Annotated in this window: 16 protein-coding genes; 3 read left to right on the forward strand and 13 right to left on the reverse strand. The window is 64.6% G+C overall.

All coding sequences use genetic code 11. The annotated features are described in order from the left end of the window. Nucleotides 1-2: 2 nt before the first annotated feature. Nucleotides 3-965 carry a LysR family transcriptional regulator gene (locus BM193_RS02390; RefSeq protein WP_092795084.1) on the forward strand — a complete coding sequence of 321 codons (963 nt, stop codon included), beginning with the start codon at nt 3-5 and terminating at the stop codon, nt 963-965. Between the two features lie 53 nt (nt 966-1,018). Next, nucleotides 1,019-1,621, forward strand: coding sequence for a gamma-glutamylcyclotransferase (locus BM193_RS02395; protein ID WP_092796975.1), 603 nt, complete (start codon nt 1,019-1,021; stop codon nt 1,619-1,621). A 182-nt stretch (nt 1,622-1,803) separates the two neighbouring features. Here the strand turns inward: BM193_RS02395 and BM193_RS02400 are convergent, their stop codons facing one another. The 13 genes from BM193_RS02400 to BM193_RS28655 form a co-directional block, all read right to left on the reverse strand. Next, nucleotides 1,804-2,946 (reverse strand): PA0069 family radical SAM protein, encoded by a 1,143-nt coding sequence (locus tag BM193_RS02400; RefSeq protein ID WP_092795086.1) that lies wholly within the window; start codon nt 2,944-2,946, stop codon nt 1,804-1,806. Between the two features lie 128 nt (nt 2,947-3,074). Continuing rightward, nucleotides 3,075-3,749, reverse strand: a complete 675-nt coding sequence (locus tag BM193_RS02405) for a tRNA-uridine aminocarboxypropyltransferase (RefSeq protein ID WP_092795087.1) — start codon at nt 3,747-3,749, stop codon at nt 3,075-3,077. 293 nt (nt 3,750-4,042) lie between these two features. Further along, a complete protein-coding gene (locus tag BM193_RS02410) occupies nt 4,043-5,851 on the reverse strand; it encodes a methyl-accepting chemotaxis protein (RefSeq protein ID WP_092795089.1) in 1,809 nt (602 codons plus the stop codon). A 262-nt stretch (nt 5,852-6,113) separates the two neighbouring features. Further along, a complete protein-coding gene (locus tag BM193_RS02415) occupies nt 6,114-6,626 on the reverse strand; it encodes a lipocalin family protein (RefSeq protein ID WP_092795091.1) in 513 nt (170 codons plus the stop codon). Between the two features lie 21 nt (nt 6,627-6,647). Further along, entirely contained in the window at nt 6,648-7,448 is an 801-nt protein-coding gene (locus BM193_RS02420; protein ID WP_092795093.1) for a substrate-binding periplasmic protein, read from the reverse strand. A gap of 33 nt (nt 7,449-7,481) precedes the next feature. Further along, nucleotides 7,482-8,501 (reverse strand): type VI secretion system protein TssA, encoded by a 1,020-nt coding sequence (tssA, locus tag BM193_RS02425; RefSeq protein WP_092795094.1) that lies wholly within the window; start codon nt 8,499-8,501, stop codon nt 7,482-7,484. 19 nt (nt 8,502-8,520) lie between these two features. Continuing rightward, nucleotides 8,521-11,172, reverse strand: coding sequence for a type VI secretion system ATPase TssH (gene tssH, locus BM193_RS02430; protein ID WP_092795096.1), 2,652 nt, complete (start codon nt 11,170-11,172; stop codon nt 8,521-8,523). Continuing rightward, nucleotides 11,169-11,645: a type VI secretion system baseplate subunit TssE gene (gene tssE, locus BM193_RS02435; protein ID WP_092795098.1), complete on the reverse strand. Its 477-nt coding sequence runs from the start codon at nt 11,643-11,645 to the stop codon at nt 11,169-11,171. The genes tssH and tssE overlap by 4 nt, the downstream gene beginning before the upstream one ends. A gap of 64 nt (nt 11,646-11,709) precedes the next feature. Continuing rightward, complete coding sequence (locus tag BM193_RS02440; RefSeq protein WP_034750126.1) at nt 11,710-12,201, reverse strand: Hcp family type VI secretion system effector; 492 nt, start codon at nt 12,199-12,201, stop codon at nt 11,710-11,712. Between the two features lie 35 nt (nt 12,202-12,236). Further along, nucleotides 12,237-13,733 (reverse strand): type VI secretion system contractile sheath large subunit, encoded by a 1,497-nt coding sequence (gene tssC / locus BM193_RS02445; RefSeq protein WP_092795100.1) that lies wholly within the window; start codon nt 13,731-13,733, stop codon nt 12,237-12,239. Nucleotide 13,734: 1 nt separating this feature from the next. After that, nucleotides 13,735-14,244: a type VI secretion system contractile sheath small subunit gene (gene tssB / locus BM193_RS02450; protein ID WP_092795102.1), complete on the reverse strand. Its 510-nt coding sequence runs from the start codon at nt 14,242-14,244 to the stop codon at nt 13,735-13,737. 37 nt (nt 14,245-14,281) lie between these two features. Next, nucleotides 14,282-14,878, reverse strand: a complete 597-nt coding sequence (locus tag BM193_RS02455; RefSeq protein WP_254785794.1) for a hypothetical protein — start codon at nt 14,876-14,878, stop codon at nt 14,282-14,284. Between the two features lie 26 nt (nt 14,879-14,904). Further along, nucleotides 14,905-15,060, reverse strand: coding sequence for a hypothetical protein (locus BM193_RS28655; RefSeq protein ID WP_175533128.1), 156 nt, complete (start codon nt 15,058-15,060; stop codon nt 14,905-14,907). 98 nt (nt 15,061-15,158) lie between these two features. Between BM193_RS28655 and tssJ the strand changes: the two genes are divergently transcribed. Further along, nucleotides 15,159-15,746 (forward strand): type VI secretion system lipoprotein TssJ, encoded by a 588-nt coding sequence (tssJ, locus tag BM193_RS02460; protein WP_092795105.1) that lies wholly within the window; start codon nt 15,159-15,161, stop codon nt 15,744-15,746. The last annotated feature ends 8 nt before the right edge of the window (nt 15,747-15,754 follow it).

The following is a 15,754-nucleotide window of genomic DNA, read 5'->3' on the forward strand; positions in this document are numbered from 1 at the left end:
TTATGAGTCCCAGCTTGCGACAAATGCGCGCCTTCGTGGCGCTGGCCAAGACCGGCAGCTTTACCCTGGCCGCCGAATACCTGCACGTGACGCAGTCCGCGCTGAGCGGCTTGATCAAGGAACTGGAAAGCGTGCTGGGCGTGCGCGTGGTCGAGCGCAGCACGCGCAAGACGCAGCTGTCGGAGATCGGCCGCGAACTGTATCCGCTGTTTGAAAAGATGATCGAGGACCTCGACGGCGCCATGGCCGGCATCGCCCAGCGCAAGGCCCTCAAGACGGGCATGGTGCGCATCGCCGCGCCGCAGATGATGGCCTGCACCCTGCTGCCGGAAGTGATCGCCGCCTACCGCCAGGCGCACCCGGAGGTGCAATTGCGCCTGGTCGACTGTCCCGTGGAGAATGTCTCGGCACGCGTCTTCAGCGGCGAAGTCGATTTCGGCATCGGCCCCGAGCGCGATCCGACGGCGGAAATCGCCGCCCAAGTGCTGTTCGAGATGCCGTTCGTGCTGGTCTACCCCGAGCGGCACCCGCTGCAACAGAAGGAACGGGTCACCTGGGCCGACGTGGGCGACTACCCGTTCATCTCGCTGCAGGGGCAGTTCACGGAGCGCCTGCTGCGCGACATGCATGGCAGCTTCCGCGACCTGTCGCTCAATCCCTACAATGAGGTAACGTTCATGACGACGGCGCTGGCCATGGTCAGCGCCAACCTGGGCATCACGGTCTGCCTGCCGTACGCGGAACCGATGGTCAAGTTATACCGGCTGCAGATGCGCGCCCTGCACGAGCCGGAGCTGACGCGGCGCTTTTTCGTCTACACGAAGACGGGACGTTCACTGTCGCCGGCCGCCGAAAGCTTCATGGCCTTCCTGTTCCAGTTCGTCGAGACACACGAGTGGAACGTGAGCGGCACCGGCGCGCGCGATACCCTGCCCGCGGGCGGCGCGGCTGCCAGCCCTTTATAATCGATCATCGCCCTCTCACCGCCTACGCCATGACCCAGCCTGACCTGTCGTCCATCGACGCCACCACCATCGCCATCAACCAGCGCATGAACAAATTCGACGGCCACGACCAGGTCTGGCTGTTCGGCTATGGCTCGCTGATCTACAAGGCGGACTTCCCCTACATCGAACGGCGGCCCGCCAGCATCGCAGGCTGGACGCGGCGCTTCTGGCAAGGCTCGCATGACCATCGCGGCACGCCGATGGCCCCTGGCCGGGTCGTCACCCTCGTGCCGCAGGCGGGCGCCGTGTGCGACGGCATGGCTTACCTGATCACGCCCGAAGTCTTCGCCCACCTCGACCACCGCGAAAAGAACGGCTATCTGCGCCTGGCCACCGACATCACCTTCGACGACGGCGGCAAGGTCGAAGGCCTGGTGTACATCGCCAACGAGGAAAACGCCGCCTTCCTGGGCGCCGCGTCCGAACTCGACATCGCGCGCCAGATCGCCAGATCCGCCGGCCCCAGCGGCCCGAACAGCGACTACCTGCTGCATCTGGCCAGCGCCCTGCGCGAGCTGGGCAAGAGTGACCCGCACGTCTTCGCCATCGAGCAGCATCTGGCGCAACTCCAGACACCTGGCCAGGACAGTGCTGCGGCGCCCTCCGGCGCTTGAGGCAGACTGAGGCAGACTGAGGCAGCCCGAGGTGGCCTGGGTTCAGATCCTGCCTCCCCGTTCCCGGACGCCGGCGCGGCGCCACTTCCGGCGGGCGGCGGCAGGCCCCGGCGGCGGGCCAGCGCCATCCGCCTTACGGCACATGAGCGCCCGTGCGGCAGCAGCGATGACGACGGTTTAATTTAAAACAAATCCAGCTGTCCCGCATTGCCCCCTTTCGCCTTGTTGCCCAGCGGTGGCACGACCAGCGGCCGGCGGAACTGCGTGCAGTCGAGCTGCTTGAAGCGCCCGCCCTTGCCATGCAAGCCCAGGCGGTGCACGGCCTTTTCAAAACGCTGGCGGATGAGGTCAGCCCACACGCCTTCGCCGCGCATGCGCGTGCCGAACGCGCTGTCGTAATCCTTGCCCCCCCGCATTTCGCGCACCCGGTTCATCACACGCTGGGCCCGTTCCGGGAAATGCGCTTCCAGCCACTGCTGGAACAGTGGACTCACTTCCCACGGCAGGCGCAGCACCACGTAGTGGGCATGGATGGCGCCCGCATCGCGCACGGCTTCGAGCAGCTGTTCGATTTCCGGTTCCGTCACAAATGGGATGATGGGCGCGATGCTCACGCCCACGGGAATGCCCGCCTCCGTCAGGGTGCGGATGGTGCGCAGGCGCCGCGCCGGGGCCGCCGCGCGCGGTTCCAAGGTGCGCGCGATGGCGGGATCGAGGGTGGTCACGGTGACGGCCACGGCCGCCAGGCGCCTGGCCGCCATGGGCGCCAGCAAGTCGATGTCGCGCTCGATCAGCGACGATTTGGTGATCAGCGCCACCGGGTGATCGCACTCGTTCAGCACTTCCAGCACGCGCCGCGTCAGCTGGCGTTCGCGTTCGCACGGCTGATACGCATCGGTATTCACGCCCAGCGCGATCGGTTCGGGCACATACGACGGCTTGGCCAGTTCGCGCCGCAACAGTTCCGGCGCATTCACCTTGGCGTAGATGCGGCTTTCAAAGTCGAGGCCCGGCGACAGGCCCAGATAGCTGTGCGTGGGGCGCGCAAAGCAATAAATGCAGCCATGTTCACAACCGCGATAGGGATTGAGCGACACATTGAACGGCAAATCAGGCGAGGCGTTGCGCGTGAGAATGGTGCGCGCCTGCTCGTCGCTGACCTGCGTCTTCCAGGCTGGCGTGCTCGCCTCCCCGCCTGGCGCATCCAGGCCGCCCACGCTCCAGCCATCATCGAAACCGTCGCGCGCATGCAATTCGTAGCGTCCTTGCAGGTTGGATACGGCGCCACGGCCTTTCTGCGCCTTCGGCGATTGCGGCGGCAGCATGGCTTGCCCGGCAAAGCTGTCACCGTGCTCTGGAATGATTGCTTTCATGAACGGCCCCATCAACTGTATATACGTACAGTATACTATGCCGCTCGCGGGGCAAGATCAAGGGCTACCGTGCCACCAATTCAAGCTTTTTCACCAGGCGGCATGACATAACTCAACTGCTGCGCGACAAATCCGTCAAAGGCCGCAATCAGGGGAACGAAACGCGGCACGTCCTGCTCCAACTGCATCAGGGCGTAGCAAGTCGCTTCCAGGGTCGACAACTGGTCCGGCGCATGCGCCTTGCGGATCAGGTAATGGGAAGCGGGCATGTCGCGCAGCGGCAGGCGCGGCAATTGTTGCAATAGCGGGTTTTGATACAGCATCTTGCGGCTTTTGCGCCAGGTGCCATCGAGTACCACCAGCCGCAGCTGCGCAGGGTCGAGCAGGATGGCCGGGTCGAGCGTGGGCGGCGGCGCGATGCCCAGCGAGCGGTCGCCAGGCGTATCGGGATACAGCAAGACATTGTGCTTGCCGGCCAGCAGCGCGGCAAGGCGGTCGGGAGTGAACTGTTCGCCTGTCAGCAACTGGCTGTTGGGCAGGCTCAGGTGCAGCAAACGGGCGCTCCCCTTGGCGTTGTGCACTTCCAGTGGATGCTGCAGGATCAGCACATCGACGGTGTGGGCGACGGGGGCCATCCAGCGGCAAATGCAACTGGCGGTCGCGCGCAGGCAAATGGCGCAGCGCGCGCGTTTAGCCGGTGCCGCTGGCTTGGCGGCTTCAGTACGGGAGGGATCAATGGTGCGGCGGGTAGTCATGGCGGGGCGCGTTCGCGGGATTCTTCAAGCCGCGATTGTAGCGCCCGCGCCACGTCAAGCAGAAACGCTGCTTGAAAAGTCCGTGCAGCAAGCCCGTGCAGGACGGGCTTTACAGCGAAGGGAGACGATCAATCAATCGATCCGATGTCTTATAGCGTGCTTGAAAAAGAGTGCTTGAAAAGAGTGCTTGAAACGAGCGCTTGAAAAAGAGTGTTTGAAAAACCCGGCAAAGAACCAGGCGCGACGCGCGTCCCGGCCCAGGGTTCCATCCCAAGGCTCCTTCCCAAGGTTCCTTAAAACTCTTCCCACTCATCGGCACCAGTCGTCGCGGGGGCGCGCGGCTTGCTGGCGCGTACCGGATCGGGCTGCGCCACCTTGGCAGCTTGCCCGGCTACCGTACGGGCACCTGCGGCGGCGGACTGCGCCGCATGGGCAGGGACAGGGCCGGACGCGGAGGCTGGGCCAAGCGTGCGCCGCGTGGCAGGCGCGGCGGATTGGGCAGGCCTGGCGGCGGCCGTGCGCACCACCTTGCTGGAAACACTGTCGGCCGCATATTGCTGTGCAGCGTCGAGCTTGAACAAGCCCACCACGTCGGCCAGCCTGGCCGCCTGTTCCTGCATCGATTCGGCCGCGGCGGCAGCCTGTTCCACCAGTGCTGCGTTTTGCTGCGTCACCTGGTCCATCTGGCCGATGGCCTGGTTGACTTGTTCGATGCCCGTGCGCTGTTCGTCGCTGGCGTCGGTGATCTGGTTCATGATCTGCGTCACATGGCTGATGCTTTGCACGATTTCATCCATGGTGCGGCCCGCCTTGTCCACCAATTGCGAACCGGCCTCGACCTTTTGCACGGAATCGTCGATCAAGCCTTTGATTTCCTTGGCTGCCTGGCTGGAGCGCTGCGCCAGGTTGCGCACCTCGGATGCCACCACGGCGAAGCCCCTGCCCTGCTCGCCTGCCCTGGCCGCTTCGACGGCCGCGTTCAGGGCCAGGATATTCGTCTGGAAGGCGATGGCGTCGATGACGCTGATGATGTCGACGATCTTGCGCGAGGAGTCATTGATCGAGCCCATGGTGCTGACCACTTCCGAGACCACCGCGCCGCCCTTGCTGGCGATTTGCGAAGCGTCGATGGCCAGCTGGTTGGCGCTGCGCGCATTGTCGGCGTTGAGTTTCACGGTGGACGTCAGCTCTTCCATGGAAGATGCCGTCTCTTCCAGCGAACTGGCCTGTTCTTCCGTGCGCGACGACAGGTCCAGATTGCCGGCGGCAATTTCGCTCGACGCCGTGCTGATGGCATCGGTGCCGGCACGCACCTGGCCGACAATGCTGATCAACTTGTCGTTCATGTTTTTCAGCGCATGCATCAATTGCCCCGTCTCATCGCGGCTTTCCACCACGATATGGCTGGTCAGGTCGCCAGCGGAAACAGCTTCGGCCACCTCGACGGCGCGGGTGATGGGCCGCGTGATCGAGCGCGTGATCCAGTACGCGCAGGCGATGCCGAGCAGGATGGCGGCCACGCCAAGCGAGATCAGCAGCAAACGGCCATTTTCATAGCGCGAACGGATTTGCGCGGCCGATTCGTCGAGCAATTTGGCTTCCAGCATTTCCAGTTTCTTCAGCGCCGCCAGGTAAATATCGCGCTTGACGGCCATGTCGCCCTCGTACAGGCGCTTGCCCAGTTCCAGGTCGCCCGCGTTCTTGGCCTTGAAGACGTTCTTGCGCACTTCCGTGTATGCCTTGCGCGTGCTCAGCACTTCCTGGTACAGCGCCTGCTCTTCCGCATTCAGCTGGCTCTTGCCGATAGCGTTCTGGATTTCCGTGGCGCGGGCGGACGAGGCCGCCATTTCCGTCTCGAATTGTTTTTGATGGCCAGGATCGCTGACCTTCCAGGCGGCGGCCGTGCGCGCCGCGTTGACCTCGATGACCTTGGTCCACTCGCCGATCAGGCGCTCGTTGCGCACCTTGACGTTGACGAGGGCATCGGTTTCCTTGCTGGCGCCTTGCATCTGCACGATGCCCACCACGGTCAGGGACGTCAGCAGGAACAATACCGCGGCGAAACCACCACCGAGACGCACGCCAATCTTGAGGTTTTTCATTGCGCTATTCCTATCTGAAAAAGCTATGCACGCTTGCCGCCGACCCGATGCCGCTACCATTCACTATAGCAAGCATTTGTCGGCAGACAATCGCGAAAGTGGGACGACACCATGCAGCCATGCCCGGCGCCACAAGCGCCACGCACGCACTACTTTGGTGCTGATTGTGAGTGAATCAGGAGGGTATTGCAAGAAATAACATGCAGAAAAGCAACAACCAGAAGACAATATGCCGCCACGCGCGGGCGGCACTGGGGAATACTCAGTTTTGTTTCACATAGATCAATTTTGACGTATCAAAACCCAGCGCTGTCGCCTTCTCGATCAAACGCTGCTGCAATGCGGGATCCATCGTGGGCGTGCGCGACAGCAACCACAAGTAGGACTTGTCGGGGCCGCTGATCAGGGAATAACTATAGTCCTGCTGATCCAGGTCGAAGACGATGTAGGAACCATAGAAGGGGCCGAAAAACGACACTTTCAGATAGCCCTCGTCTTTCTTGTCAACAAAATACGCCTTGCCTTCGGCTTCCTTCCACTTCGCATCCGCATCCTTGTAGCCACGGTTGAGCACTTTCAGGCCGCCATCCTGGCGCAGGCTGTAGTCGGCCGTCACGTGGCTCAAGCCCCGTTCGAAGGAATGGTCGAGGCGTGCGATTTCATACCATTTACCCAGGTATTTGGTGGTATTGAAATTGCTGACAGGTTCAATATTCTCGGGACGGCCCACGCAGCCGGCCAGCAGCACCACGCACAGGAACAGCAGTTTTTTCATGTTTTCTCCAAGGGTCAAATATCAGGGTTGCAGCGCGCGCTCGAGAATGCGGCGAATCGCGCCATTGTTTTGCATGCGCACGATGGCGGCATTGAACTGGTCGATAAAATCATCGCGGTAGGGATATTTTCCCGGCTGGCGCAAGGTAAATCCCATGTAGCCCTGCTGGCTGGCCAGCTGCGCCGTTTCGTGGATCGCCTGCATCGGCGTACCGGCCTGGCGGTCGCGCCGGATGCGCTGCAATTCCCACTGCGCCGACAGGCGGTCGCTGACATAGCAATCGATACGCCCGCGCATCAGCTTGAGCAAATTCGTGCGCGTTCCCTTCGCCGCATCGAGCACGACTTTCCCGCTGCGCAGCGCTTGCGTCAGCCCCGCATCGCCCAGCAGGAAGCCCGCATTGATGCCGATGTGCAAGCCACCATAATCGGCGGGCCAGTGCTCCAGCTTGCGCCTGGCCACCACCTCCTGGTTGCAGAACACCACCATCTGCTCCATCAGCAAGGGCACGGAATAGCGCATGTATGGCCGCTCGTCGCGCCACAAATACGGCGGATACAGGGCAAACGCCTCGCCCGTCTGCAGCATCAGCACGCCGCGCTTCCACGGCACGGGCCGCAACTGCACCTGGTATTGCGGCATCGCTTGCGCGGCCTCGCGCACGATCTCCGTATAGATGCCCTTCAGCTGGCCGTTCTCGACATAGGAATACGGCGGATAGTCGTCGTCGCCATAGATGAGCACTGGCGACGCGGCGCACGCGGCCCCGGTGGCGAAAATGGACAGGCACAGCGCAACAGGGAGAAAGAACGGTCTGGGCATGCCGGCAGGGTAGCATGGAAGACGTCAACACCATCATCCGTTCGCACTGCCCATGCCCAGCATTTCGTCGAGCTGCGCCAGCGTGCCCTGGTCCTTGACGACGGCGCGCAGCCACAGGTGCAAGGGCAATTCCCCCCAGCTGGCGGCCTTGTCCGCCAGATAGGCGACCGGGCTGTGCGGTTCCGTGCGGCGGAAGAAATCGGCTACCTGGCGCAGCTGGGCCAGCGCCTGCTGGCGCTGCACGATGGCGCCGCCCTGGCCTGCGCCAGGTGCCGCAACGCCTGGCGCACCGGAGAAGTCCGCCTCGGGCGCCAGCGGCGCGATGAAATGGATGGCGCTTTCCAGCGCTTCGCGGGCGGCGCGAAAACTCGGGCCTTCGGTGCCGAAGCGCGCATCGACGCTGCGCTCGAGCGCCAGCAGCGATTGCATGCAGTACTGCGCATCGGCCAGCAAGCCATCGGCAAACTCGCGCGTGTTTTTCTGCCGCGCCGCCTCCATCTGCGCCAACGTCGCCGCGTCATCGCGGATCGACTCGCCCCAACCCTGTTCGGGCGCGCCCGCGCTGGCGGCGCGCTGGCGCGCCGCCTCGAAATCCTGCAGCGAAAACTGCCCGTCGGCGCCCGCCGTCAGCGGGATCTCGCGCACCAGCTGCGGCGTGCGCGACAAGAGCCAGAACAGGTTGCCGATGCGCTGTTCATGGTCATCGTCCTCGGCCAGCGGAAACAGGCCATCCCAATAGCGTTCGCACAAACCGGCCAGCAGCGCATAGCCATCGCCCAGGCCACGGAAATGCCGCGTCTTGGCGTGCGCCTCGGCCAGCCAGACGGCCACCCGCAGATCCTTGCTGTGCGAGGCGATCAGCTGCTCGCAGCGCGTCGCCACGAACGGCCAGTCCGCCTCCTTCAATGCCGTCACCCACTCGCCCTGGTCCAGGCTGGGGTCATCGTGCTGGCGCGCGCGCGCGATGGCGTCGAGCTCCTGGCTGAAGGTGATATCGCCGCCGCAAGGGCTGACGGCGCTGACGGGGTGCAGCAACTGCTCGAGATTGAACATGGCATGCTCCGGCGATGATTTATTTGATGGTGTACTTGAACTGCCCCTGCTTGCTGGCGCCGACGCGGATGGAGGCAACCGGTTCGCCCTCGGCCATGCGCGCCAGCACGGCTTCGGCGATCGCCGGCAGCACGCTGCCATTGAGGATCTGGTCGACATTGCGCGCGCCCGAATCAACCTCGGTGCAGCGCGCCAGCACAGCCTCGACCAGCGCCGCATCGTGGCTGAACTGCGCCTGGTGGTTGCGCGCGATGCGCGCGCCGATGCGCGCCAGCTTCAAGGCGACGATCTCGGCCAGCACCGCGTCGTTCAGGGGATAGAACGGCAGCACCTTCAGGCGGCCCAGCAAGGCCGGCTTGAAATGCGCCACCAGTTGCGGGCGCACCAGCTCCTCCAGCGCGTCCGGCGTGGGCAATGCTTCCGCAGTCCGGTTCAGGCAGGCGGCCATCATGGCGCCCGAACCCAGGTTCGAGGTGGCGATGATGATGGTGTTGCGGAAATCGACTTCGCGGCCTTCCGCGTCATCGAGCACGCCCTTGTCGAACACCTGGAAAAACAATTCCAGCACGTCGGGGTGGGCCTTTTCCGCCTCGTCGAGCAGCACCACGCTGTAGGGCTGGCGCCGCACGGCTTCCGTCAGCACGCCGCCCTCGCCGTAGCCCACATAGCCGGGCGGCGAACCTTTCAGGCCGGCCACGCTGTGCGCTTCCTGGTATTCGCTCATGTTCAAGGTGATCAGCTTGCGCTCGCCGCCGTACAGCAGCTCGGCCAGCGCCAGCGCCATTTCCGTCTTGCCCGTGCCCGACGGTCCCGTGAACAGGAACACGGCTTGCGGCTTGTTCGGATCATCCAGATTGGCGCGCGCCGTGCGCACGCGCTGCGCCACCGCGGCGATGACATGGTCCTGCCCCAGCACCCGTTCGCGCAGCGCCGCATCCAAGGTCAGCACCGTGCGGATCTCGTCCTTGACCATCTTGCCCAGCGGGATGCCGGTCCAGGCAGCGACGATGCCCGCCACCACCTGCGCGTCGACTTCCAGCGGCGCCAGCGGCGCTTCTCCCTGCAGCGCGGCCAGTTCCTCCTTCAGCGCCAGCAGGCGCGCCGCGCCGCTTTCGCCCGGACGCTCGTCGCGCAACTGCGTGCGCAAGTCGCCGATCTGCGCCACCAGCGCCTTTTCACGCTGCCAGCGCTGCGCCAGCCCGGCGACGAATGCCTGCCCGCCCTCATGCTCGCGCCGCAGCTGCGCCAGGCGCGCCGTACCCGCTTTATCGGCCACCTCGCCATCGGCAGCCTCGCGCTCCAGGGCGGCGATTTCCGCGCCGATGCGCTCCTGCTGGCGGTGCGCGTTTTCCAGCTGCGCCGGCGTGGCGCTCTGGCCCAGGGCCACCTTGGCGCAAGCCGTATCGAGCACGCTGATGGCCTTGTCGGGCAGCTGGCGCCCGCTGATGTAGCGGTGCGACAGGCGCACGGCGTCGACGATGGCGGCGTCGCGCACGCGGATGCCGAAATGGCGCTCCATCAATGGCGCCATGGCGCGCAGCATGGCGCAGGCGATATCTTCGCTCGGTTCCTCCACCTTCACCACCTGGAAGCGCCGCGCCAGCGCCGCATCCTTTTCAAAGTATTTTTTGTACTCGCTCCAGGTGGTGGCGGCGATCGTGCGCAGGGCGCCGCGCGCCAGCGCCGGTTTCAGCAGATTGGCCGCGTCGTTCTGCCCCGCCTGGCCGCCGGCGCCGATCATGGTGTGCGCCTCGTCGATGAACAGAATGATGGGGTGCGGGCTTTTCGCCACCTCGTCGATGACATTTTTCAGGCGGCTTTCGAATTCGCCCTTCACGCTGGCACCCGCCTGCAGCAGTCCCATGTCGAGCGTGTGGATGTGCGCGCCCTGCAGCACCTCGGGCACGTCGCCGGTGGCGATGCGCAGGGCCAGGCCTTCCACGACGGCCGTCTTGCCCACGCCCGCCTCGCCCGTCAGGATGGGATTGTTCTGGCGCCGGCGCAGCAGGATATCGACGGCCTGGCGAATCTCCGCCTCGCGGCCGATCACGGGATCGAGCTTGCCATCGCGCGCCAGCTGCGTCAGGTCGGTGGTGAACTGGTCCAGCGCCGGGGTTTTCGTCGCCAGCGTCGTCGCTGGATCGTCAGATCCCTCGGACGATGGCGGCGGCGCCGCACTGTCCTCTTCGGAACCGGCCGTCAGCTTGTCGGGATGGTGCTTCAACTGCTCCACGCTGAAGCGGGCGAACAGTTTCGAGCCACGGTAGGCCAGCTGCGACAGCTCCGGCTCCGTCAGCAGCGCCAACAGCAAATGCCGGCTGCGGATGGCGGCCGGCTGCGCGGCATCCGCCGATGCGCCCAGCGAGGCGATCAGCCAGGCGTGTTCGAACAGCAGCGGCAGATGGGGAGAGAATACAGGCGTGCGCGCGCTGCCCGTCTTGAAGCCGCCGATCTCGCGGCGCAGGTCCGCTTCCAGCGCCGTCAGGCTGATTTCGCTGCGCCGCGCGATGGTGACGAAATCGCTGCGCTCCTGCTCCAGCAAGGCCAGAAACAGGTGTTCGATATCGACTTCGTACTGGCCCAGTCCCACGCAGATGCCGGCGGCGCGGGTGGCCGCCGTGCGCGCCGTGTCATTGAGCTTGCTGATCAGCGTTTTCAGGTTATTGCTCATATGGCGGCTCCCTTGCGGTTGATCGAATAGCGCAGCGACGACGGTTGCAGCACGGCGTCGAAATTGACCATCTCGCCGCCGCAGGCCACGGCCAAGGTGCCGCTGATGACGAAGCCGACCTTGTTGATGGCGCCCGCCTCGCGCTCCAGGCGCGCGCGCACATTGCGCAGGCGCGGCTCGTGGCGTTCGATGGCCGCCTTGAGCGCGGCGCAGATGCGCGCGCGGTCATCGCTGCTGGACAGGCACATGCCGGCAAAGTCGATCAGGCCATAGTTGACGATGGAGGCGGCGCATTCGGGATAGGCGTCGAGGGCACCCGGTGGCAGGGCGACGCGCGTGTTGAGCAATTCCTCCAGGTCGCGCGCCACCGCATCTTTCAGCTGCTCAAGCGAGAGGCGCGCCGCCACGCCGCCCTGCCCGCTGCCGCCATCGCCCATCAGGCGGTCGAACAAACCGGGTACATAACTGTCCATGCATGCTCCTCAAAAGTCAGCGGCACGCGCCGGAGGCTATCCGCCGCGTGCCGCGCACAATGGATCAAGCCACGCGGTTCGCGGCCAGGTCCCAGCCGCCCGAGGTATTGCCGCCGGCGCCGCCCGTGACTTTTTGCTGCGTGTATTTCCACTTCACTTTCGAGAATTTGAAGCCGACGTGTTCACCCAGGATGTCGCCTTCCTCCACGTTCGGCGTGACGGCGCCGATCAGCACATTCTCGATCTCGATTTCAAAGTACTTGACGCGCTCGCCCTGGCCGTCGGCGCGCATGAATTCGAAACGCGCCTTGGGGATGGTCTTGCCGGCCGAGCAGGTCTGCAGCAGCACCGGCGAGGCCAGGTCGGCCAGCTTGGAGATGACGATATCCTTGTGCTCGCAGCGCTCGGCCGTGTGGCCGCCACCCGTCGAGGCGGTGGCCGATTTCGGTTGCTCGACGCTCCAGCTGACCGATTTGCACTCGATCCAGTCCTTGTGCTTGTCATCGGTGGACTCGCCCTTGATGCCGTCTATCTGCAGATATACATCGATTGCCATGGTGTGCTCCTCTGGTTGAAAGATGATCCACTGGATCAGGAATTGGTCGACTTCGGCAACTCCGCGACCAGTCGGAGCGAAACGGATAATTCGTCGAGCTGGAAGTGCGGGCGCAGGAAGGAGACGGCGCGGTACACGCCGGGGCGGCCCGCAACTTCATGCACCTGCACCGACGCCTCGCGCAGGGGAAACTGCGCCTTTTGCTCCTGGCTGGCGTTATCGTCGAGCAGCACGTACTGCATCAGCCAGCGGTTCAGGAAATCCTCCACGTTGGAGGCGGCGGCAAAGCTGCCGATCTTGTCGCGCATCATGGCCTTCATGTAGTGGGCGATGCGCGAGACGGCGAAGATGTACTGCAGCTGCGACGACAGCACCGCATTCGCATTGGCCGCGTCGCTGTTGTACTTGCGGCTTTTCTGCGCCGACTGGGCGCCGAAAAACGCCGCATACGCCGTATTCTTGCAGTGCACCAGCGAGATGAACCCCAGGTCGCTCAATTCCTTTTCGCGCCGGTCGGTAATCGCCACTTCGGCCGGACATTTCAGGGCCACGTCGCCCTCGTCCGTCTTGAATGTGTGGGTCGGCAGGTCGTCCACCAGGCCGCCGCCTTCCACGCCGCGGATGGCGGCGCACCAGCCGTAGTCGGCGAAGGCGCGCGTCAGCTTGCTGCCAAACGCATACGCGGCGTTACACCACAAGTATTTATGGTGGTCGCTGCCGTCGACTTCCTCGACGAAGTTGAAGCCTTCGACGGTGGTGCCGTCGAGGGGATTGAATGGCAGCCGGCCCAGGAAGCGGGGCAAGGTCAGGCCCACATAGCGCGCATCCTCGGACTCGCGGAAGGCTTTCCATTTCGCATACTCGATGGTGTCGAAGACTTTCGCCAGATCGCGCGGCTTGCCCAGGTCGCCGTAGCTTTCCAGGCCAAACAGTTCCGGCGCGGCCGAGGCGATGAACGGCGCGTGGGCCGCGGCGGCGATGTGCGACATCTGCTCGACAAAATACATGTCTTCCGGCTGGCGCGAAATGGCGAAGTCGCCCAGCAGCGCGGCGAACGGCGCGCCGCCGAAGGTGCCGAATTCCTCTTCGTAGACCTTCTTGAACATGCTGCTCTGGTCGAACTCCAGCGCCGCCTGGAAATCCTTCACCAGCTCGCGCTTGGTGGCGTTGAACATGCGGATCTGCAGCCGCGTGCCCGTGTCGGAATTGCCGACCAGGTAGCGCAGTCCCGTCCAGCTTTGCTCCAGTTGCTGGAACGGCGCCGCGTGCATGATTTCACTGAGCTGGGCGGAAATCAGGCCGTCGATTTCGGCCACCCGCGCGTCCAAGGTAGCCGACAGGCTGTGCGACATCAGCACCGTGCCATCGAGCACCTGCGCCACCAGTTCCGAGATCAGGTCGCGCGCGCGCGCATGTTCCGCGCCGGACTTGGCGACGCGGCTTTGTTCGACGATCTGGTCGAGCAGATCGGTCGCCTGGGCCGGCGCGCTGGCCGCCGCCTGCACTGCGTGATCTTCTGCCTGTGCATTCATCTCAATCCTCCTGCGCCGGGAACTGCGGTTTCAGGGTGGCCAGGCTGTCGGTGTTGTTCAGCACTTCCGTCAGCAGGTCTTCCAGCTTGTCGTTGCCGGCCAGCTTGTTGCGCAGGTCGGCCAGCTTGGTGCGCGCGTCGAGCAGCTTGCGCAAGGGATCGACCTGGCGCACCACCGATTCCGGGCGAAAGTCATCCATTGAACGGAAATGCAGGTCGACGGCGAAGGTGCCGCCCGCCTCGCTGAGACGATTCTGCACGGCGAAACGCGCCACCGGCTCCACGCCGGCCAGCACTTCGTCGAAATTGTCGCGGTCGAGGGCAACGAACTTGCGGTCCTTCAGACGCTTTTTCTCGCTATCGGGATTGCCGCCGAAGTCGCCCAGCACGCCGACGACGAAGGGCAGCTCCTTGTTTTCAATGGCGTCGCCGATTTCGACGTCGTAGGTCATTTGCACGCGCGGCGCGCGTATTTTTTGCAGGCGTTTCTGGACGCTGTCGGACTTGGGCATGTCGCTTCCTTTGCAAGGGGGTGAGGGAGTCGCCGGCTTATTTCAGGCCGCTGAACGGGTCGGCCGTGCCGCTCGCCGCTGGCGCGCCTTTGGAGGCCGCCGCCGGCGCGCCCGCGCCCGTGGCGCGCTTGCCGGCAGCTGGCGGGCGCTTGGCCGGCGGCACCAGCACTTCCTCGCCGATGCTCACGCGCAGCAACTTGGCCAGGTCCTGCGCTTCCGAGCGCAGCGAGCCATTCAGGTTGTTTTGCCGCGACAGGTCGGTCAGGGCCTTGCCAGACAGGCGCAAGCCGCTGACGGCGACGATGCTGTTGGCCACCTTGTCGTCCGGGTCGCGCTCGAGCGCCTCGAGCGCATGGCCGATGGCGTCGCCGTACTGGCCGCGGTCGAACTTCATCTGCGCCATTTGCAGCCACGGCGCCTTGTCGGCCGGATAGCTGGTGCCGCCCCCCTTGAGCAAGGTCATGGCCCGTTCGTACTGGCCGGCGCGCGCGGCCGCATCGGCATCGCTCATGACTTGCGCCAGGGTCGGCGCGGCAGGTTTTTTGGGCGCCACCGGTTCCGGCGTGGCGCAGGCGGCCAGCAGCAAGGCGCTGGCGAGACAGGCTATACGGGGCAAGGTCATGGCTGGCTTCATCTGGGCATTCCTTCACGAGGAGGACGCTACCGCTGGGAAAGATGGGCGGCGCCGTGGTGGAGGCCATTATTGATCGCCAATTTTTTTGCCAGGTTGAGATTAATCAGCAAAGAAGAAGTTCCACTCGACAGCGTGCCGCAAGGCGAACAATCCTGATCTGGCACAGTAATTTCTTCGATCACGGACGGTCTTTGCGCCACCGCAAGCAGGCCGCTGGCACATGCGATTAAATGGCTGCAGCACTTTCTTTCCCCATGTAATTTTCTGCGAAGGCAGGCCCATGCGATATCCCCTTCCGTTCCGCCTGCCGCTCATGCACCTCCTTTTGCTGCTGCCGCTGACCGGCTGCGCGGGCGGCGCCATCGGCTCCCTGGCCAGCGCGGCGCTGCAAATGGCGGGCGTGGCCAAGCCGCCAGCGGAGCTGCCCGACGCGCAAAAGCCGCCGCGCAATGTCCGCATCCACCTGCACGCGGCGCAGCGCCTGAACACCGATGCCGAAGGCCGTCCGCTGGCGCTGGTGGCGCGCATCTACAAGCTGCGCCAGAGCGCCGCCTTCGAACAGGCCGCCTACGACAGCTTCCTCGATGCGCAGAAGGAAAAAGCCGCGCTGGGCGCCGATCTGATGGAAGTCAAGGAAGTGCTGCTGGTGCCTGGCCAGCGCTACGAGATCGAGGAAAAAGTCAGCAAGGAAGCGTATTTCATCGGCGTCGTGGCCCTGTTCCGCGCGCCCGCGGCGCAGCGCTGGCGCGCCACCTTTGCCGCCGCCGACGCGGAGCGTGGCGGCATCACGGTCGGCCTGCATGCCTGCGCGCTGAGCGTGGGCGGCGGCGGCGCCATGGCCGCGCTGTCGTCCGTACGCTGCCAGTAAGCCATTCA

Source organism: Janthinobacterium sp. 344 (genome assembly GCF_900112025.1).
Lineage (GTDB): Bacteria > Pseudomonadota > Gammaproteobacteria > Burkholderiales > Burkholderiaceae_D > Janthinobacterium.